Origin of the sequence: Pannonibacter phragmitetus, assembly GCF_050510895.1 — a bacterium.
Classification (GTDB): domain Bacteria; phylum Pseudomonadota; class Alphaproteobacteria; order Rhizobiales; family Stappiaceae; genus Pannonibacter; species Pannonibacter phragmitetus_B.
On sequence record NZ_JBNINT010000001.1, the window covers coordinates 25,354 to 44,018 of the forward strand.

17 protein-coding genes and 5 pseudogenes are annotated in these 18,665 nt (G+C 64.7%); 8 read left to right on the forward strand and 14 right to left on the reverse strand.

The genetic code is table 11. The features are described 5' to 3' along the window. Positions 1 to 5: 5 nt before the first annotated feature. Both ACQB61_RS00110 and ACQB61_RS00115 read left to right on the forward strand, forming a co-directional pair. Positions 6 to 1,082: a glycoside hydrolase family 88/105 protein gene (locus ACQB61_RS00110; protein ID WP_430514244.1), complete on the forward strand. Its 1,077-nt coding sequence runs from the start codon at positions 6 to 8 to the stop codon at positions 1,080 to 1,082. 102 nt (positions 1,083 to 1,184) lie between these two features. Then, positions 1,185 to 2,141, forward strand: a complete 957-nt coding sequence (locus tag ACQB61_RS00115) for an NAD-dependent epimerase/dehydratase family protein (RefSeq protein ID WP_430510995.1) — start codon at positions 1,185 to 1,187, stop codon at positions 2,139 to 2,141. Here the strand turns inward: ACQB61_RS00115 and ACQB61_RS00120 are convergent. The 9 genes and pseudogenes from ACQB61_RS00120 to ACQB61_RS00160 form a co-directional block, all read right to left on the reverse strand. After that, positions 2,099 to 2,320 (reverse strand): hypothetical protein, encoded by a 222-nt coding sequence (locus ACQB61_RS00120; protein WP_430514443.1) that lies wholly within the window; start codon positions 2,318 to 2,320, stop codon positions 2,099 to 2,101. The two genes, ACQB61_RS00115 and ACQB61_RS00120, sit on opposite strands and share 43 nt — an antisense overlap. A 41-nt stretch (positions 2,321 to 2,361) precedes the next feature. Beyond that, the gene (locus ACQB61_RS00125; protein ID WP_430514444.1) at positions 2,362 to 2,508 is read right to left on the reverse strand and encodes a hypothetical protein; all 147 of its coding nucleotides are present in this window, start codon (positions 2,506 to 2,508) and stop codon (positions 2,362 to 2,364) included. 101 nt (positions 2,509 to 2,609) lie between these two features. Then, positions 2,610 to 2,828: pseudogene (locus ACQB61_RS00130) on the reverse strand (hypothetical protein); the annotation flags it as partial. Beyond that, positions 2,744 to 2,965: a hypothetical protein gene (locus ACQB61_RS00135; protein ID WP_430514445.1), complete on the reverse strand. Its 222-nt coding sequence runs from the start codon at positions 2,963 to 2,965 to the stop codon at positions 2,744 to 2,746. The gene ACQB61_RS00135 and the pseudogene ACQB61_RS00130, both read right to left, overlap by 85 nt. Positions 2,966 to 3,055: 90 nt before the next feature. Then, a pseudogene (locus tag ACQB61_RS00140) lies at positions 3,056 to 3,151 on the reverse strand (ATP-binding cassette domain-containing protein); the annotation flags it as partial. Between the two features lie 89 nt (positions 3,152 to 3,240). Next, positions 3,241 to 3,477 (reverse strand): annotated as a pseudogene (locus ACQB61_RS00145) (ATP-binding cassette domain-containing protein); the annotation flags it as partial. Then, positions 3,474 to 4,349, reverse strand: coding sequence for an ABC transporter permease (locus ACQB61_RS00150; protein ID WP_430510996.1), 876 nt, complete (start codon positions 4,347 to 4,349; stop codon positions 3,474 to 3,476). The gene ACQB61_RS00150 and the pseudogene ACQB61_RS00145, both read right to left, overlap by 4 nt. Next, entirely contained in the window at positions 4,346 to 5,335 is a 990-nt protein-coding gene (locus ACQB61_RS00155; protein WP_430510997.1) for an ABC transporter permease, read from the reverse strand. Before ACQB61_RS00155 ends, ACQB61_RS00150 begins: the two co-directional genes overlap by 4 nt. 199 nt (positions 5,336 to 5,534) lie before the next feature. Further along, positions 5,535 to 7,127, reverse strand: coding sequence for an ABC transporter substrate-binding protein (locus ACQB61_RS00160; protein ID WP_430510998.1), 1,593 nt, complete (start codon positions 7,125 to 7,127; stop codon positions 5,535 to 5,537). 139 nt (positions 7,128 to 7,266) lie between these two features. On the opposite strand from ACQB61_RS00160, the gene nikR reads away from it, so the two are divergent. Further along, the gene (gene nikR / locus ACQB61_RS00165) at positions 7,267 to 7,734 is read left to right on the forward strand and encodes a nickel-responsive transcriptional regulator NikR (protein ID WP_430510999.1); all 468 of its coding nucleotides are present in this window, start codon (positions 7,267 to 7,269) and stop codon (positions 7,732 to 7,734) included. A gap of 2 nt (positions 7,735 to 7,736) precedes the next feature. On the opposite strand, the gene ACQB61_RS00170 is transcribed toward nikR, so the two are convergent. Further along, entirely contained in the window at positions 7,737 to 8,642 is a 906-nt protein-coding gene (locus tag ACQB61_RS00170) for a LysR family transcriptional regulator (RefSeq protein WP_430511000.1), read from the reverse strand. Between the two features lie 98 nt (positions 8,643 to 8,740). On the opposite strand from ACQB61_RS00170, the gene ACQB61_RS00175 reads away from it, so the two are divergent. Further along, positions 8,741 to 10,372, forward strand: a complete 1,632-nt coding sequence (locus ACQB61_RS00175) for a proton-conducting transporter membrane subunit (protein WP_430511001.1) — start codon at positions 8,741 to 8,743, stop codon at positions 10,370 to 10,372. A gap of 44 nt (positions 10,373 to 10,416) precedes the next feature. Further along, on the forward strand, positions 10,417 to 12,852 hold the full coding sequence (locus tag ACQB61_RS00180; RefSeq protein ID WP_430511002.1) for a YbcC family protein: 2,436 nt from the start codon (positions 10,417 to 10,419) through the stop codon (positions 12,850 to 12,852). A gap of 30 nt (positions 12,853 to 12,882) precedes the next feature. On the opposite strand, the pseudogene ACQB61_RS00185 reads toward ACQB61_RS00180, so the two are convergent. From ACQB61_RS00185 to ACQB61_RS00200, 4 genes and pseudogenes are all read right to left on the reverse strand, one after another. Further along, positions 12,883 to 14,387, reverse strand: a pseudogene (locus ACQB61_RS00185) (protein adenylyltransferase SelO). A gap of 63 nt (positions 14,388 to 14,450) precedes the next feature. After that, positions 14,451 to 14,957, reverse strand: coding sequence for a peptide-methionine (S)-S-oxide reductase MsrA (gene msrA / locus ACQB61_RS00190; protein WP_430511003.1), 507 nt, complete (start codon positions 14,955 to 14,957; stop codon positions 14,451 to 14,453). 2 nt (positions 14,958 to 14,959) lie between these two features. After that, positions 14,960 to 15,406 (reverse strand): peptide-methionine (R)-S-oxide reductase MsrB, encoded by a 447-nt coding sequence (msrB, locus tag ACQB61_RS00195; protein WP_430511004.1) that lies wholly within the window; start codon positions 15,404 to 15,406, stop codon positions 14,960 to 14,962. A gap of 130 nt (positions 15,407 to 15,536) precedes the next feature. Further along, positions 15,537 to 16,528: pseudogene (locus tag ACQB61_RS00200) on the reverse strand (GlxA family transcriptional regulator). 87 nt (positions 16,529 to 16,615) lie between these two features. On the opposite strand from ACQB61_RS00200, the gene ACQB61_RS00205 reads away from it, so the two are divergent. The 3 genes from ACQB61_RS00205 to modA all read left to right on the forward strand — a co-directional run bounded on the left by ACQB61_RS00205 (position 16,616) and on the right by modA (position 18,647). Beyond that, the gene (locus ACQB61_RS00205; RefSeq protein ID WP_430511005.1) at positions 16,616 to 17,287 is read left to right on the forward strand and encodes a DJ-1/PfpI family protein; all 672 of its coding nucleotides are present in this window, start codon (positions 16,616 to 16,618) and stop codon (positions 17,285 to 17,287) included. A gap of 50 nt (positions 17,288 to 17,337) precedes the next feature. Beyond that, positions 17,338 to 17,754 carry a winged helix-turn-helix domain-containing protein gene (locus tag ACQB61_RS00210; RefSeq protein WP_430511006.1) on the forward strand — a complete coding sequence of 139 codons (417 nt, stop codon included), beginning with the start codon at positions 17,338 to 17,340 and terminating at the stop codon, positions 17,752 to 17,754. Positions 17,755 to 17,846: 92 nt separating this feature from the next. Continuing rightward, positions 17,847 to 18,647: a molybdate ABC transporter substrate-binding protein gene (gene modA / locus ACQB61_RS00215; RefSeq protein WP_430511007.1), complete on the forward strand. Its 801-nt coding sequence runs from the start codon at positions 17,847 to 17,849 to the stop codon at positions 18,645 to 18,647. Positions 18,648 to 18,665: the final 18 nt, after the last annotated feature.

An 18,665-nucleotide genomic window follows, 5' to 3' on the forward strand; every position in this document is an offset into this window, starting at 1 on the left:
TGTTGATGATCAATCCTGACACCTTGTCCGCGACGCTGTCCCGCGTGGCGGTCGGCCTCGCCCGCCTCAAGGGCATGAACGAAACTGCTGCCATTTCCGAAGATGCCTATGACCTGCAGTTCGAGGAATGGGACTGGGAAGTGGGCGTCGGCATCTATGGCCTTATCCGCCATGCGGAAGCGGTGGGTGACCGGTCGCTGATCGAGGCGATTGCCCGCTGGTATGACTGGCAGATCTCCAAAGGCATCCCGCCGCGCCAGGTCAATTCCTCCTCGCCCATGCTGCCGCTGTCGGTGCTGATTGACCACGTGGACCGCCCGGATTTCGAGGCGCTGGTCAAGGACTGGGCGGACTGGCTGATGACCAGCCTTGCCCGCACCCGCGACGGCGGCTTCCAGCATGTGGTGAAGGAGCGGATGAACGATGGCGAGCTTTGGGACGACACGCTGTTCATGACGTGTCTGTTCCTGGCCCGCGCCGGGCAGCGTTTCGGCCGGCAGGACTGGATCGAGGAAGCCTTCTACCAGTTCCTCGTGCACGAACGGTTCCTCGCCGATCCTGTCACCGGACTGTGGTATCATGGCTGGACTTTCAACGGAAACCACAACTTCGCCAAGGCCTTCTGGGCACGCGGCAATGCCTGGATCACCGTGGCAATTCCGGAGCTGTTCGGCCTCGTCAAGGATATACCTGGCCATCTGAAGGCGCATCTCACCTTCATTCTGGAAGCGCAGGTGCGCACTCTGGCGGCAAACCAGCGGGACAACGGCATGTTTTGCACGCTGGTGCTGGACCCGCAGTCGCCGGAGGAAACCTCGGCCACTGCCGCCATTGCCTATGGCATCCTGCGCGGCATCGACCTTGGCCTGCTCCCGCAAGACTACCGTCCGGTGGCAGACCGGGCGCTGGCGGCGGTGCTGGAGCGGATCGATGATAGCGGCATCGTGCTGCAAGTGTCGGATGGTACGCCCATGGGCCACACGCTGGACTTCTACCGCCAGATCCCGAACGTACCCGCGCCTTACGGTCAGGCGCTCGTCATGCTGCTGCTCGTCCGGGCTCTGGCTGAGGGCCGAAGCTGACGGCTGCTAGGGCCGGGCGCGCTGCTTTGGGGCGGGGCTTGTGTCGGCGGGACGGGTGCAGTACCGCTTGTCCCGTTCACGCAAGCTGACCGGAGAAGCGCCATGACCGAAGCCCCGCTTGTTGCCCTGACCGGTGCCACCGGTTTTGTCGGTCAGTATCTGGCCAGCGATCTGATCCGCCGTGGCTACCGCTTGCGGCTGCTGTTGCGCCGTCCTGTTGACGATGCGGCGAGTGCGGATCAGGAGTTCATCGGTGATCTCGCTCGTCCGCGCAATCTGGATCAGGCAATGCGGGACGTGGATTTCGTGGTCCATTCCGCCGGGATTGCCCATGCCATGTCCGGCAAGCCGGAGGATGACTACCGGGCAGTGAACCGCGATGCGACAGCGGCACTGGCGCAGGCGGCCCGCAAGGCCGGGGTGAAGCGTTTTGTCTTTCTCTCTTCCATCCGGGCCCAGTCTGGTCCTGCGGCAGATCATGTGCTGACGGAAGCCGATGCGGCGCAGCCCACCGATGCCTATGGCTGCTCCAAGCTGGAGGCCGAGGTGGCGATTGCCGAGACAGGCATTCCCTATGCCGCGCTGCGTCCGGTGCTGGTGCATGGGCCGGGTGCCCGTGGCAATCTGGAAGCGCTTTTTGCGCTGGCCCGCAAGCCCGTGCCGCTGCCCTTTGGGCTTTTCACCGGCAAGCGTTCGCTGATTTCACTCGCCAATCTGGCAGGCGCCGTAGACTGCGTGATGCGCTTGCCGGAAGCCCCCAACCGGCCGCTGATCGTGGCGGACCCGGAGCCGGTAACGCTGGCCGGGATCATTGCGGCCTACCGGCGCGGCCTTGGCCGCAGGCCAGGTCTTCTGCCGGTGCCGCCCGTCCTTCTGGAACTCGGGCTGAAACTGGCAGGCAAGGGCGAGATGGCCGAACGGCTGGGCGGCTCGCTTGCAGCCAGCCCCGCCGCACTGATGGCGCTGGGCTGGGTGCCCGCCGAGACAACGCTGGAAGCACTGGAGGCTCTGGGCGCTCAGGACCGGCGCATTGCCGAGGTTGGCAATCCGGTCTCTTGAACCAGCTCGCCATTTGCCAGAACATAGCTCGCGCTGCACAGATGCTGGCGCAGACCCTGCTTGTGGCTGATGATCAGCAGGGTCAGACCGCGTGTCTTTGCCAGCGGCAGCAGCGCCTGCCACAGGGCATCTTCCGAAAGTGCATCAAGCCGGGCTGTCACCTCGTCGAGGATCAGCACGCGGGTCGAAGGAAGGATCAGCCGCGCCAGCGAAACACGGGTCAGTTCCCCGCCCGAAACTTCCCCGCATGGCGCGTCTCCCAGGCCGGATCAATGCCGAGGGCGGCAAGAACCTCAGTATCAGGCTCCCCGCCGTTGCGCAGGATATCGCCGATGCGCCAGCGTGGGTCGACGGCAAGCTCTGCCATCTGCGGCACATATTGCACAGGGTGCGGTCGCTCGGCGCGCAAGGGGGCAGAGCGGCACTGTTGAGGCGTACGGCCCCGGACGCGGGAGACATGAGGCCCGCAAGGCAGCGGCCAAGGCTTGTCTTGCCTGCCCCCGATGGCCCGCCAAGGCCGGTCACGCTGCCCGGCTCAAGGATCACGCTCACCCCATCCAGCACCTGCTTCTGCCCCAGCTTCAGGCTCAGCCTTTCCGCGCTCAGCATGTGCCGTAGATCTCCTGCGCCCGCCACAGGGCGCGTGTGTAAGGGGCGGAAAGGGCTGATCCTTCGCTGGCAAAGCATACCGCATCTGCTGTTTCGACGATGGCACCGTCCTGCATCACGGTGATGCGCCGGGAAATGGCGGCAAGGCGCTTCAGGTCGTGGCTGATGACCAGAAGGCCGTGGCCCTTTCGGGCGAGACTTGCGATCAGCGCCATGATGCGGTCCGCATTATCCGGGTCGAGCCCGCTGGTGGGTTCGTCAGCGATGATGAAGCCGGCACCTGTGGCAAGAGCACCTGCCAGCAGCACCCGCTTGGCCATGCCGCCGGAAAGCTCATGCGGGAAAGCGTGGGCGGTGTCTGGCTCAAGCCCAACATCTGCAAGCAGCCTTGCCGTGTCCACCGCCCGGCCAAATGGCTTGCCGAAGCGCGCAAGCTGGGGGCGATGCGGGCGAGCGGGTCCAGCGCGTCAATGGTCTGCGGCGCCAGGGCAAGCGATCCGGGGCGCGGCTTCCGGCTGTCCACGGTCACGTGGCCGCTGACAAGCGCATTGCCCGGCAGAAGGCCCATCAGCGTCTCGGCCACGAGGCTCTTGCCCGCACCCGATGCGCCCGCAAGCCCTGCCACTTCGCCGCGCTCCACTGTCAGGCTCAGGCCATTGAGTGCCTGCACCGGCTGACCATCCGCACTGCTGAAACTGACCGTCAGATTGATGACCGAGAGACTCATGCGATATCCACCGCGCGCGGGTCTGCCGCCTTGCGCAGGCGCTCGCCCAGACGTTCAAAGCACAGCGCCACCAGCATAAGGGCAAGGCCGGGGCCCGCTGCGATCCACCATTTCCCGGCCATAAGCCCGCGCAGGGATTCTGCCAGCATCATGCCGATGGAGGGCAGATGCGGCTCTAAGCCAAGGCCGATGAAACTGAGGCCCGCCTCATGCAGGATGGCATGGGGGAAGATCAGCACGAAACCGCTAGCCAGCTGCGGCAGCAGATGCGGCACCAGATGCCGGCGGGCAATCCACCCCGGCGAACGGCCAAGGGCGCGGGAGATCATCACATAGTCCGAGGTCAGCACCGTCTGCGCTTCATGCCGCAGCACGCGGGACAGGCGCGGCCAGTGGGTGAGGGAAACTGCAAGGATCACCCCCGTGGTGCCGCCGCCCGCGGCATAGCAGACAAGGATCAGCAGCACGAAATGCGGCAGGCCAAGCGCGAGTTCAGTCACGCCGCCAAGCAGCCGGTCTGCCCGCCGGTCGAGGCTTGCGGCAAGACCGATGGCGAGGGCAATCAGTGTTGAAAGGGCGGCAGAGAAAAAGCCTACCCAGATGCTGCGGCCAAGGGCTGCCAGTGTGCAGGCTGCCATGTCCCGGCCCAGAAGATCGGTGCCCATGGGATGGGCGAGTGATGGCGCTAGGCCGCGTGCAGCCGGGTTCACCGCATGCCAGCTTTCGGGCACCAGAGGTGCAGCAATACCGATGATGGCGATCAGCCCAAGGGCGGCGAGCCACAGAATCGTGGTGTGCTTCTGCCGGTTGCGGCGAGGGCGGGCAGGAGCCGTTTGCCGGGCAATGGCTTCGCCAGTCTGGGCAAGGCTCATGCCGGGTTCCTCCTTGCAAGGCGCGGGTCGAGCAGTCTTGCAGCAATGTCTGCTGCAAGGTTTCCGGCAAAGACGAACAGCAGCGTGGCAAGGCCAATGCCGATCAGCAGCGGCGCATCTGCGCCCGTTGCGGCCCGCACGGTTGCCTGCCCGAGGCCCGGCCATGCAAAGACTGTTTCGGCCAGCACGGAGCCGCCAAACAACTCGCCTGCACCGGCCAGATGCACGGTCAGGGCGCAGCCGAGTGCGTGGCGCAGCCCCGGGCCGAAGGCAAGCCTCAGGCTGCCCCAGCCATGCGCCGTCAGATGCCGTCCGGCGGGGCTTTCGAGAAAGGCAATCATGCTCTGGCGCGTGTGCAGGATCAGCGGCGCAATGCCAACGATGGAAAGTGCCAGGGCTGGCAGGATCATGTGCCACAGCCGCTGGCCAAGGGTGGCTTCATCTGCCTGCAGCCCCGGCGGGGCGGCGCAGCAGGCAGGCAGCCAGTTGAGACCCACGGCAAACACGGCCACCAGCAGCAGCGCCACCCAGAAGCCGGGGCTTGAGGCAAGCATCACTGCAAACCCCCGGATGATCCGGTCCGGCCAACGCCCGCGCGTGGCCGCCGCCACTGTGCCGAGGCCAAGACCCAGCACGAAGGAAAAGGCAAAGGCCACCGCAATCAGCGCCAGAGAGGCGGGAAACCGGTCGCGGATTATGTCGAGTACCGGTGCATTGTAGGTGATGGAGTTGCCGAAGTCGCCAGCGAGCGCGTTGCCTGCCCAGAGGAGAAACCGCTCGCCAAAGGGCTCGTTCAATCCCCAGGCCGCCGCAATCGCCTCCCTCTGCCCGGGTCCAACCTGCATGATTTTCGCGCCGACAAAGCTCTGCACCGGATCAATGGGTGCAAGAGAAACCAGCGCAAACAGGCCAAAGGCCCCCACCGGCACCATCCATGCAAGCCGGATCAAACGGTCACGCAGCAAAGGCAGCAGCCAGTCAGTCATGATGGCAGCCTTCCTTTGCCCGGATTGCAGGGACGAAGGCATTGCCCATGGCCGCAGTGGCCCGCTCTGTGGCAGTGTTTACAGCGGACTCTCGGTCACGCGCCAACTCCTCTCCCCCTCGAGGGGGAGAGGGGCGCTGCGGAAAAGGCAGAGGGCCTTTTTCCTCTCAAGCTGCCCGTCAGACCGGAATGTTCAGCTCTCACTTGCATGTCCAGCGCCAGTCTTCGAGGTTGCGGGTGATGGGGAAGCCGTGGCCGTGGGGCTGGATTTGCGGGCGGCCGGTGTCGAGGCAGTCCGACACCCAGTAGGAATGCTCCAGATTGACGAGCCAGGCCCATGCGGCATCGCCCCTGGAGCCGAAGCCGGTGGCGCCGTCCCATTGCGCGGCCTGCCAGAAGGGCAGGGAGGCTTCGACGCTTCCGGCGCTTTCGGCCTTGGTAAAGGCGGCGTCAACAGCCGGGTTGCTGTAGTAGCCCGGATTGTAATAGCCCGCGCCCGCATGCTCGCTGCCGTTCAGCCGCTCCATTTCCGCCGGGCTGTGGGAGCCGAAGCCGAAGAGCACGGCGTTGGAATGCATCAGGGTGCGGATTTCGGTCCAGCTCTTGCCTTGCGGAGTGATGCGGATGCCGATGGCCTTGGCCTGCTCCACGACACCAAGCGTCAGTGCCTGCCGGGTGGAATCAGAAGCTGGATAGAGCAGCGTGAAGGCGGCATCCTTGCCGTCCTTTTCGAGAACGCCATCGCCATTGCTGTCCCGCCAGCCGCCTGCGGCCAATATGGCGCGGGCCGCTTCGATGTCTGCGCCCATCACATTGGCTTTCGCATTGTCCCAGGGCAGGCTGTCAGCCGGGCCATAGGCCGGGCGGCCGTGGCCGGAGAGGGCGAGATCCACCAGCGCCTGCCGGTCGAGCGCCTCGTTCAGAGCCAGCCGGATGGCCTTGTCTGCGGTCACGCTGTTGCCGATTGGATAGCCCTCACCGGTCTTCGCGTCGGTATCGGGAACCATGGGGAACATGACACCGCGATTGTCGACGGTTTCCAGATGCAGGGCCGTCATGCCCTGCGGAGCCTCATCGGCCAGCGTGGAGGGCACGGCCACAAGCTGGGCTGCTCCCGTGCGGGCGAGGCTGACAGCGGCATCTTCCGAGCCGAAAACAAGGCTGACCCGTGAAAATGCGGGACTTTTGCCATGCCAATGCGGGTTCGGCTCCACGACCAGCTGCTCGCCTTCGCGCCATTCCACCAGCTTGAAGGGGCCAGAGCCAACAGGCTTGCGGGCATAGTCCGGGCCGTAGGAAGCCTTCGGCACAATGCCGAGGCTGGCAAGATGGCTGGTGAAAGTGATCTGCGGTTTCTTCAGTTCGATTTCCAGCGTGAAGGGGCCGGTGGCGCGCGCCTCGCGCAGATTGGTGAGATCCACCACGCCGCCTGCATCACGCGCCGTGTTGTAAGTGAAGGCGGCATCCTCTGCCGTCAAAACGGTGCCATCCGGCAACCTTGCATCGTCGCGCAGTGTCAGCGTCCAGGTCTTGCGGTTTGCTGACAGCGTCCAGCCGGTGGCAAGGTCTCCCACCAGGTTGAGATCTGTATCGAGCTTCAGCAAGGTGGACTGGAACAGTGGATTGCCGTAGGAGCCCCACCCGGCAATGGGGTCGAACCCTGTTTCCGGCTCGCCGCCCACAGCCAGCACCAGAGCCGGGGGCGCGGGTTGCGCATTCACGCTGGCGGGGCTCAGAAGCAGGCCGAAAGCGAAAGCAGAGGCGGTGGCAAACTGGCAGCTGCGCAGACGCATTCGGGAGAGATCCTGAGCGGTATGAAAATACTGTTATTTTTTCATACTGCAATTGGTGGCAAACCGGTGCAAGTCTGTTTGATATGCTGTCTTGCCTAAAAAGACGGCATGAATAGTCACTGTGCGGAGTTGAGGGGTTATGCAGCGGATCACGATCAGCATCGAGGATGATCTTCTGGACGAGCTGGACGCCTTCATGGCGCGTTCCGGTGCGACCAACCGCTCTGAAGCCCTGCGCGATCTTCTGAGACGCGGGCTGGCGCGCAAGGCTGCGGGCGATGCGCAATGCGTCGGCGTGATCAGCTATACGGTGGATTTGTCGATGCGCGACCTTGGCCGCAGGGTGCCTCAATCCCGTCACGAGCATCACCATATGGCCGTTGCGGCCCTCTCCGTGCCGCTGGACCATACGGTGGCGGTGGAAGTAGCGGTGATGCGCGGGCCGGTGGAGACGGTCGAGAACTACGCCAATGGTCTCTTCACCGAACGGGGCGTTCGCCACGGTGCGCTGTCGCTTGTGCCTATCAGCGAGGAAGAGGAGGTGCATCAGCATGGCGATGGCTCAAGCCACAGTCATGTGCACCTCAAGGTGCGGGACAGTTTCTAAGATCAGTCTGCATCATTCCCGGCGGCAAAGTCGCCGGGCCGGGCGGTGATCAGATCGCGCAGAAGAGGATTGGGAAAGCGGCGCGACAGGGTGACTGCGTAGAAGCTTTCCGTCAGCCCCTCCAACCGGTCAATCTCGCGCAGGAGGCCACTTGCCAGTTCGTCCCGCACGACGATGGGCGGCATAATGGCAAGGCCCAGCCCTTCCCGGGCGAGAAGACGCATCATCGCCATGTCATCCACTTCGGCGGCGATCTGCGGGCTGACATCAAGCCTTGCGGCCAGTGCATCAAAGCCTGTTCGTACGCTGCTGTCCCGTGTCGGCAGGATCAGTGGCGAGCGGGAGAGATGTTCGCCAAGGCTCAGCCCCGCCGTTTCCGCATCTGCCTTGCCAATCAGGCTGACGGGCTGTTCTGCCAGCTTGTGGGCGATGAAGGGCAGGTCCGCATTGTTCTCTGGCGGGCGCGTCAGAAGCACCACGTCAAGGTTCAGCGTCTCCAGCTGATGCAGCAATTCCGCAGGTGAGCCAGAGCGCAGAACGACTTCCACATCCGCCCGCCCCAGCACGGGGCGCAGGAAGGCAATCTGGAAGTTGCGCGACAGTGTCGCCATGCCGCCCACCCGCAGCACCTGACGGGTGGTGCCGGTGTGGCGCAGGGTGGCGATCAACTCCTCACCGGCAGAGAAGATGGCATCGGCATGATCCAGCGCGATCCGCCCGGCCTCCGTCAAATGCAGCTGGCGTCCGCGCCGCTCGAACAGGGCATGACCCAGCCTCTCCTCCAGCTGCCGGATCTGCACGGACAGGGCCGACTGCGACAGGTTCAGCCGCTCCGCCGTGCGGGTCAGGTTGCCGTCATGGGCGACGGCGCGGAAATAGCGCAGGTGATGATAGTTCAGGTCAGGCATAGTTCTATTTTATAGAACGAAAACGTATAAACAATGTATTTTTATTGAATTTCTCAGGCTGATACCACCAGCGGCATCCGAGTAACCCGGAGGTTCCGATGCCTGAGATGTCCGCCGCGCTTCTGCCTGCTGCACCCCTGCCTGCTGTGCTTGTGTCTGCCGCCCCGCATGCCGTGCTGGCCGTGGCTGCCGCCGCCGCCCTGCTGGCGATTGCCGCCACCGCAGCTGCCTTCATGCCCGGCCGCCGTCCTCATCCGCTGCCGCGCCTTGCCGAGCTTGCGGGGCTTTGCACGTTCCTTCTGGCGCTGGCGGCTCTGGCTGGTTTCCTCGTGACTGGCCCGCAGCAGGTCATCGTGCAGACGGGGCATCCGCTGGCGGATCTTCTCATGCCGGGCCTGCGGCTGGATGCGGTTTCGGTCACCATGCTGGTGCTGGTCAGTTTCATCGGCTGGATCGTGCTGCGTTATTCGCGCAGCTATCTCGATGGAGAAGCCCGGCAAGGAGCCTTCACCGGCTGGCTGTGTGTGACGCTCGCTGCGGTGATCCTGCTTGTCTCTGCTGCCACGCTGGCGCAGATCTGGCTCGCCTGGGTGATGGCCAGCCAGTCACTGATGCGGCTGTTGCGGTTCTATCCGGAACGGCCCGGTGTGGCCAAGGCGCTGGCGAAAAAGCGGCTGAGCGCCTGGACGGGCGATGCGGCACTGCTGGCTGGCGTGCTCGCGCTGGGCTTCACCTATGGCACAGGCGATATCGCCGCCATTCTGGCTGAGGCCCGGATGGGCGAAGGCGGCACGCTGGCGGTTGCGGCGGCGGCTCTCATTGCCCTTGCTGCCTGCCTCAAGTCGGCCCAGTTCCCGCTGTATGGCTGGCTCACGGAAGTGATGGAAGCTCCGACCCCGGTTTCTGCCCTGCTGCATGCGGGCGTCATCAATGCGGGCGGTTTCCTGCTGGTGCGCTTTGCCGATGTGATGCTGCTCAGTCCCGGCGTGCTGGCGCTTCTGGTGGTGATCGGCGGCTTCACGGCGCTCTTCGGTGCGCTGGTGATGCTGACGCAGCCGCTCGTCAAGACTGCACTCGCCTGGTCCACCGTGGCGCAGATGGGTTTCATGATCCTGCAATGCGGCTTCGGCCTGTTCCATCTGGCGCTGCTGCACATCGTGGCGCACTCGCTCTACAAGGCCCATGCCTTCCTGTCTTCCGGCACCGCGGTGGAAGCGGTGATCGCTGCCTCCAGGCCGGGGCCTGTGGCTGTGCCGGAAGCAAAAGCCGTGGGGCGGGCCTTTGCGCTGGCGGTGGGTGTCTATGCCCTGGCGGCTGCGGCCTTCGGCTGGGCGGACAAGCCGCCGCAGGCGCTGGCTCTTGGCGTGATCCTCATCTTCGGTGTGGCCTATCTGATGGCGCAGGGCCTTGCCGGTGCCGCGCCGCGCGGTCTGATGCTGCGCACGATTGCCGCCTCGCTGGCTACCGCTGCGGCCTATTTCGCCTTTCATGGTGTGGCCACAGCCATCTACGGCGGCACCCTGCCGCCGGTGCCGCAGCCCAGCCCTCTGGAAACCGCCCTTCTGCTGCTGTCGCTGGCAACCTTTGGGGTGATCGCGGTCACGCAGGCGATGTTCCCGCTCTGGGCCGCGCACCCGGCTGCCGCTGGCCTCAGGGTGCATCTTGCCAACGGGCTTTACGTCAATGCGCTGCTGGACCGCTGGCTCGCACGTCCTGCCCTGCGCTCCTGACCTGTTGATGCCCTTTGTCCTTCTCTCCGAACGGGAGACCTGAAATGACTCTGCACATGCACCCGGCTGAAGCCGCCCATCTTGGAAACACATCGCCCGCCCTGCCGCTCGCCGCCATAATGGAAGCTGCGCAGGCCGCCCAGCGGCAGATCCCGCCTGCCTTTCCGCTGGCGGCAACCGTTGCCGTGAATCCGTTCCTCGGCCAGACGGGGCTGACCCTTGCCCAGACCGCCGCCCGGCTGGGCCGGCTGGCTGGTGTGCGCATTACTCCGCCCCGCAGCATTTTCGCGGCAAAGCTTGCAGATGGTGATCTGACACGCGATGACATCGCTCAGGCGCTTGCCGCAAGCCCGGAGCCTCTGGCTCTTGATGCCGGGGCGGTCATCGCCCGGCTGGGTGCGGAGCCTGCCGGGCCTCAGGCTCTGCCAACAGTTGCCACACTCGCAACGGCGCTGGGGGACTGGGATTTCGAGGCGCTGGTGAGCGACCGGATGGGCGCCTTCTGCGCAGCGCTGTTTGATGAGGGGCAGGCACTCTGGCCGCTGGCGAAGGGGCGTTCTGTTTATGCCAGCTGGCAGCTCAACGGCTCGCACGACCTGACACCTGAAATCATGGGGCTGACCGGCTTTGGTACCTTTGTTGCCGCCGCACCGGATACGGCGCAGGGCGCACTCGTTCGGGCAGTGACGACGCTGGGGCTGACGGGTGAGGCGCTGGAAAGCTATTTCCATCAGCTGCTGCTTGGCCTTGGCGGCTGGGCGCAGGCTGCCCGCTACCGGCTGTGGGAGGCAGAGCTTGCCGGCGGCACGGATGCCACGCTCATAGATCTGCTGGCCATCCGGCTGGTGTGGGAGGAGGCGCTGCTCCTGCATCTGGCCGGGCAGGGGAGCAAGGGTGTGGCTGCATTAGCCGAATGGAGCAAGACCGCTGCCATCCATGCCCAGCCTGCCGTGCCCTCTGAAGACATGATCATTGATGCGGTGCTGCAGGAAGCGTCTGAGCGGGCGGCTCAGCGGAAGCTGGCTGGCAAGCTGGCCGCCCGCAAAACGTCAATTGCCTCTTGCGCCGTGCAACGGCCCGCCGTGCAGGCTGCCTTCTGCATCGACGTGCGTTCGGAAGTATTCCGGCGGGCACTGGAGTCGCTTGACCCTGCCATCCGGACCCTTGGCTTCGCAGGGTTCTTCGGCATCGGCACCAGCCACCGGGGCTTTGCATCAAGCCGGGCGGAAAAGCGGTTGCCTGTGCTGCTGCAGCCAGCCCGGTTTTCCTGCTCGACGCCGGAAGGCGCGGAAAAGGCAGACCGGAGCAGCCGGATTGCGGCTCGTGCCTCACGGGCCTTTGGCCGGTTCCGGCAGGCGGCGGTGTCGTCCTTCGCCTTTGTCGAAGCGGCGGGCCCGCTCTATGCGGCCAAGCTGATCAAGGATGCGCTGCTGCCGGCAAAGGCTGCGGCCGATACCACGCCAGCACCCCGGTTTGACCCGCCGCTGGCACCGGATCAGGCGGTTGCAACGGCGGCCACGGTGCTGCGGGCCATGTCGCTGACGGAAGGTTTTGCCCGGATCGTGCTGATAGCTGGCCATGGTTCGGATGTGCGCAACAACCTGCATTCCAGCGCCCTGCAATGCGGCGCCTGTGGCGGCCATTCCGGCGAGGTCAATGCCCGGCTTCTGGCGGGGCTTCTGAATGATCCGGCGGTGCGGACGGGACTGGCAGGGGAAGGTATTTGCATTCCTGAGGACACCCTGTTCCTCGCCGGGCTGCATGACACCGCCTCCGATGGCGTCACCCTTTATGAGGGCGATGTAGATGCATCTGCCCATGTGGAGGATCTGGCACAGCTGAAGCAATGGCTGGCATCGGCCGGGGCTCTGGCTCGGGCGGAACGGGCAGAGAAGCTGCCGGGTGCCGAGCGGCAGCAGGCGATGGGCGCGCGGGCGCGGGACTGGGCACAGACCCGGCCTGAATGGGGCCTTGCGGGCTGTGCCGCCTTCATCGCCGCCCCGCGCCAGCACAGCGCCGGGGCTGATCTCGGCGGCCGGGTATTCCTGCACGATTATGTGGCAGAAAAGGACGAAGGTTTCCGGGTGCTGGAATTGATCCTCACCGCGCCGGTTGTCGTCGCCAGCTGGATCAGTCTGCAATATTACGGCTCAGCCGTGGTGCCGCAGCTTTTCGGCGCCGGCAACAAGCTGCTGCACAATGCCGCTGGCGGCATGGGCGTGGTGGAAGGCAACGGCGGCCTGCTGCGCACCGGTCTTACCTGGCAGTCGGTGCATGACGGGGAAAAGCTGATGCACGAGCCGCTGCGGCTGACCGTGATGGTGGAAGCACCGGAACAGGCCGTGCTGGACATCCTCTCCCGCCATCCCGGCGTGGGGGCCCTGTTCGACCAGCGCTGGCTGCACCTGCTGCTGCTGGATGGCGAGGGCAGACCGGTCAGCCGCTATGCCGGTGGGCTGAGCTTTGCGCCGCTGGGGTGAGAGGAGGAGGTAACCTGCTGCCTTCCCCCGTTACGTCCCGCAAAACGTCCGGTAGGGGCCGAAGCTGGAGGGGGCGGGTTCGGCGAAGGGTTCAAGGCCCGGACGTTCGGTGAAGGGCTGGGAGACAACTTCCACCAGCTTGTCGAAGGGCTCAAGATCGCCGCTTGTGGCGGCGGAGAGGGCTTCTTCCACCTTGTGATTGCGCGGGATGTAGATGGGGTTTACGGCTTCCATCGCTGCCCGGCGCTGCGCGGGTGCCATGCCGTCGCGGGCAAGGCGCGCCGTGTAGGCCTGCACGAAGTCTGCGATACGCTCCGTGCCGCCGAAGAGCGGGGCGAGGGCAGCCTCTCCTCATCCCCGAAGCGGCAGAGCGCGCGGAAGGTGCCGGTGAAATCCGCTGCGTGCTGGCCCGGCGCGCCCTGCGGCGTGCTCATGGCAGAAAGCAGCGATTTGACCAGGTCCTCGTCGCCCTCTTCGCTGGAGGCAAGGCCAAGCTTTGCCCTCGCGCCGTTGAGCCAGGCGGTCTGGAAGTGATCTGCATAGCCATTGACGCAGGCACCTGCCTTGCCAATGGCCTCATCTTCATCATCGCCCATCAGCGGCAGCAGAGCTTCGGCGAGACGGGCGAGGTTCCACTGAGCGATGGCCGGCTGGTTGCCATAGGCATAGCGGCCATGGGTGTCGATGGAGCTGAACACGGTCCTGAGGTCATAGCCTTCCATGAAGGCGCAGGGGCCGTAGTCGATGGTCTCGCCCGAAATGGTCATGTTGTCGGTGTTCATCACGCCGTGGATGAAGCCAACCAGCATCCATTGCGCCACCAGGAAGGCTTGCCGCCGGACCACCCGGTCCAAAAGGCCAAGCGCAGCTTCCGGTGTCACCTGACCATCCGGGGCAAGGTCTGGGTCGTGGCGGGCAATCGTATAGGCGGCCAGCCGTTTCAGCCGGGCAATATCGCCGCGCGCGGCGAAGAACTGGAACGTGCCCACCCGGATGTGGCTTGAGGCCACCCGCGCCAGCACGGCACCGGGCAGAACGCTGTCCCGCAGCACGGGTTCTCCGGTTGCCACAGCCGCCAGCGCCCGCGTGGTCGGAATGCCGAGCCCATGCATGGCTTCGCCTATGACATATTCCCGCAGCACCGGGCCAACGGCGGCCTTGCCGTCGCCGCCCCGGGAGAAGGGCGTCCGGCCGGAGCCCTTCAGGTGAATGTCGAAACGTCTTCCGTCCGGGTCGAGGATTTCGCCCAGCAAAAGCGCCCGGCCATCACCCAGTTGCGGCGAGAAGCCGCCGAACTGATGCCCGGCATAGGCCTGCGCCAGTGGAGACGCGCCTTCCGGCGCCATGGAGCCCGAGAAGATCTGTGCGCCTTCGCCACCTGCCAGCCGCGTAGCATCCAGACCCAGCGTCTTCGCCAGTTCCGCGTTGAACTTCAACATGCGCGGCGCTGGAGCCGGTGCTCCCGTCTGAACAATATAGAAGCCCTCAAGGTCACGGGCGTAGCTGTTGTCAAAGCGGAAAAGCGGTTCGGTCATGGGTATTCCGGAAGCAAGGGGCGGGGCATCGGGCACTGTCACTGTGCCCGATGCAAAGCATCGTCATGTCCCAGCCGGGCGGCGGGGCAGGACCCAGTTGGGCCGTGGATAGTGGCAAGTATATCCATTCGGGTAACGCAAAAGATAGTCCTGATGCTCCGGCTCGGCTTCCCAAAAGTCACCGGCAGGTTCGATCTCCGTTACCACTTTCCCGGGCCATATGCCTGATGCATTGACATCTTTTACAGTGTCGATTGCAGTCTGCTTCTGCTCATCACTCAGATAGTAGATGGCCGAACGGTAGGACATGCCAACGTCATTGCCTTGCCGGTTGGGCGTGGTCGGGTCGTGGATCTGGAAAAAGAACTCCAGAATCCGCCGGTAGCTGATCTGCTGCGGGTCGAAAATGATTTCGATCCCCTCCGCATGGGTACCGTGATTGCGGTAGGTTGCGTTGGGCACATCCCCGCCGGTGTATCCGACGCGGGTGGAGAGGACGCCCGGCAGCTTGCGGATCAGATCCTGCATGCCCCAGAAGCATCCGCCTGCCAGAATGGCTTTCTCTGTCATCGTCAGATCTCCTCCACCTGGTCGAGATAGGCGCCATAGCCCTCCCGCTCCATGTCGTCCCTGTGCACGAAGCGCAGCGAGGCCGAGTTGATGCAATAGCGCAGGCCGCCCCGGTCGCGCGGGCCATCGGGAAACACGTGGCCCAGATGGCTGTCGCCATGGGCTGAACGCACCTCGGTGCGGATCATGCCGTGGGACGTGTCATGCAACTCCGCCACGTTGGCCGGCTCGATGGGTTTGGTGAAGCTTGGCCAGCCGCAGCCGGATTCATACTTGTCCGAGGAGGCAAACAGCGGCTCGCCGGAGACGATGTCCACGTAGATGCCCGGCTCCTTGTTGTAGAGATATTCGCCCGTACCCGGCCGCTCTGTGCCGTTCTGCTGGGTCACGCGGTATTGCTCGGGCGTCAGCTTTGAAATGGCATCGGGCGACTTCTCGTATCGTGTCATGGATGAACTCCTGAATGTCAGGCGGGAAAGGGGTGCCTTCACAAGGCCTCGGATGCAATATGGAGTGTCCCACCCCGCTTGCCCAGCCCGTGGGCTGCCTTGCACTGGAATGTGAGCGGCTGTGTACCGATCAGGCACTGGCGCAAAAACGCTGGCGGTAATCCTGCGGACTGATGCCGAGATGCCGCTGGAAGCTGCGGCGCATGGTCTCCTCGGTGCCGAAGCCGCAGCGCCGGGCGGTCTGGCTCACCGGTGCGCCCTGTTCCAAGAGGCGGCGGGCGTTTTCCATCCGCAGATGCTCCAGCGCCCGCGCCGGGGTGCGGCCTGTGGCGGAGAGATAATGGCGCGAAAAGCTGCGGCTGCTCATGCCTGCCTGTTCCGCCATGTCTTCGAGGGTCAGCGGGCGGGCAAGGTTCTCCATGATCCAGCCATGCAACGCATCAAAGCGCCCGGCGCCTGTCCGGCTGTTGTTCTGGCTGTTGTTCTGGCTGTTGTCCTGCAAGGTGAGCGCGGTGCTGAACTGCGACTGGCCACCGGGCCGCTTCAGGAAGACGACAAGCTGGCGGGCCACCGCCAGCGCAAGGCTGCGGCCAAGGTCAGCCTCCACCATGGCCAGCGCAAGGTCGATCCCTGCGGTCACGCCCGCCGAGGTCCAGATACCGCGATCCTCGATGAAAATCGGGTCGGGCATCAGCTTCACGGCCGGAAAGCGCTGGCGGAATTCATCGCAGCGCTGCCAGTGGGTCACCGCCTTACGCCCGTCCAGCAATCCGGCAGAGGCAAGCAGAAAGGCGCCGCTGCACACCGAAGCCGTGCGCCGGGCTGTGATTGCCCGCTGCCTGATCCAGTCCAGCAGACTTTCGTCCTTGCAGGCATCGGAGACGCCCCAGCCGCCCGCGACGATCAACGTGTCCAGCGGCATAGCCGGGTCTGGCAGCGGCATTGCGCCAATGGCAAGGCCGGAAGAGGTGATTTCCCGCCCGGCGGGCTCACCACAACGGGGTCATAGGGCGCGGGCCTGCCTTTCAGCCGCTCTTGATCATTTGCGGAGGCAAAGACTTGCAGCGGGCCGGTGACATCCAGAAGCTGGCTTCTGTCAAAGGTCAGAACTTCGATCCGCATCTGCACCTCTGGCGGAAAGCGAGGGGTAATTGGCAATCACGCCAGAGGGTGGACTGTTATCCTGCGGAAATCAACAGGAGCCTAGCCATGACCTTGCAGATCGGCCTTCTCGCTTTTCCCGCTGTCCAGCAATTGGACCTCACCGGCCCTTATGAGGTTTTCGCCTCCGCTGCGGGCACGAAGGTTCACCTTGTCTGGAAGACACTCGAGCCCATCACTTCGGCCACGGGGCTGAAGCTGATTCCGGACATGACATTTGCAGATTGTCCGCAGCTGGACGTGATCTGCGTGCCCGGCGGTGCGGGCGTCAACGCGCTGTTGCAGGACGAAGAGGTGCTGGATTTCATCCGACGGCAGGCGGCTGGTGCCCGCTATGTCACCTCGGTTTGCACCGGTTCGCTGGTTCTGGGGGCAGCTGGCCTTCTGGAAGGCCGCAGGGCCGCGACCCACTGGAATGCTATGGATTTTCTGCCGCTCCTGGGCGCGACCGCGCAGGAAGGGCGCAGTGTGCGCGACGGCAACATCATCACCGCAGGCGGCGTGACGTCCGGCATCGACTTCGGCCTGACCGTGGTGGCGGAACTGCTTGGAGAGGACGAGGCCAAAACTGTCCAGCTCGCCATCGAATACGCGCCCGCGCCGCCCTTTGATGCAGGCACACCAGCCGCCGCCGGTCCTGAACTGACCGCGGCCGCACGTCAGCGCATGGCGAAATCCCGCAGCGAGCGGGAGCAGATTATCGGTAGTCTCAAGAGCTGACGGGCAGCTTTCCTCTTGCCAAAGCGGCGGGCGGTTTGCAGGGTGGCGGGATGATGCAAGATGATCCTTCCGCCACCGCCCCTGATGCTGCCGTGACTGCATCTGATGAGCCCTGGCCGCGCCTCCGGCTGCGGCTGGTCTTCGGCAATGACGCGATGCTGGGGCCGGGCAAGGCCGAACTTCTGGAATTGATCCGTGAGGAAGGCTCCATCGCCGGGGCCGGCCGGCGCATGGGCATGAGCTACAAGCGCGCCTGGCAATTGGTGGAGCATCTCAATGCTGCCTTCCGCGAGCCGCTGGTGGACAGCGCACGCGGCGGGGCAAAGGGTGGCGGTGCGCGGTTGACCAAAGCGGGGGAACTGGTTCTGGCGAACTATCACCGCCTTGTGGAGCGGCTCGCGCAAGAAGGCGCGCCTGAGATTGACGCCATCTGTGCCCTCTTGAGGGATATTCCCGCTGAGAAATAACGCTTGCCTCGGAGGGTGAGCTTTGCGATGTTTTCCGCAGAACATAACGGCGGGCAGCTGACCGCTGCCTTTTGTCTGTCAGGGAGAGACGTATGACCACCCATCTTCGCCGCAGCAAGGCGGGGCGCCTGCGTGGTGCCATGCTCACCGTGGCCGCCGTTGCTGCCCTGTCCCTCTCCAGCCTTGCCGCGCAGGCGCAGGAGGTGACGGTGTTTGCGGCTGCCTCCCTCAAGACGGCGCTGGACCGGATCGCGGCGGACTATCAGGCGGGCGGCGGTGCACCTGTCACGGTGTCCTATGCAGGCAGTTCGGCGCTGGCCAAGCAGATCGAGCAAGGGGCGCCTGCGGATATCTTCATTTCCGCCAGCACGGACTGGATGGACAAGCTGGACAAGGCAGGCCTCATCAAGGCGGGCAGCCGGTCGAACCTGCTTGGCAATACGCTGGTGCTCATCGCCCACGGCGGCGATGCGCCGAAGGTGGAGATCACCCCGGCGCTGGATCTCTCCGGCATGATTGGCGACGGCAAGCTGGCCATGGCGCTGGTGGACAGCGTTCCAGCGGGTGTCTATGGCAAGGCGGCGCTGACCTCGCAGGGCCTGTGGGCCTCGGTGGAGCCCAAGGTGGCGCAGGCTGACAATGTGCGTGCCGCGCTCGCGCTCGTTGCAAGGGACGAAGCGCCGTTCGGCATCGTCTACAGCACGGATGCAGCCGCCGATGACAAGGTCAGCATCGTGGGTACTTTCCCGGAAGGCAGCCATGAGCCTATTGTCTATCCGGCGGGGCTCACCGCTTCCGCCCGTGACGGGGCAGAGGCTTTTCTCACCTATCTGAAGGGCGAGCAGGCGAGCGCCGTGTTCAAGGCTGAGGGCTTCACCGTTCTGGCGAAGTGACAGGACGGCAATCCCTGC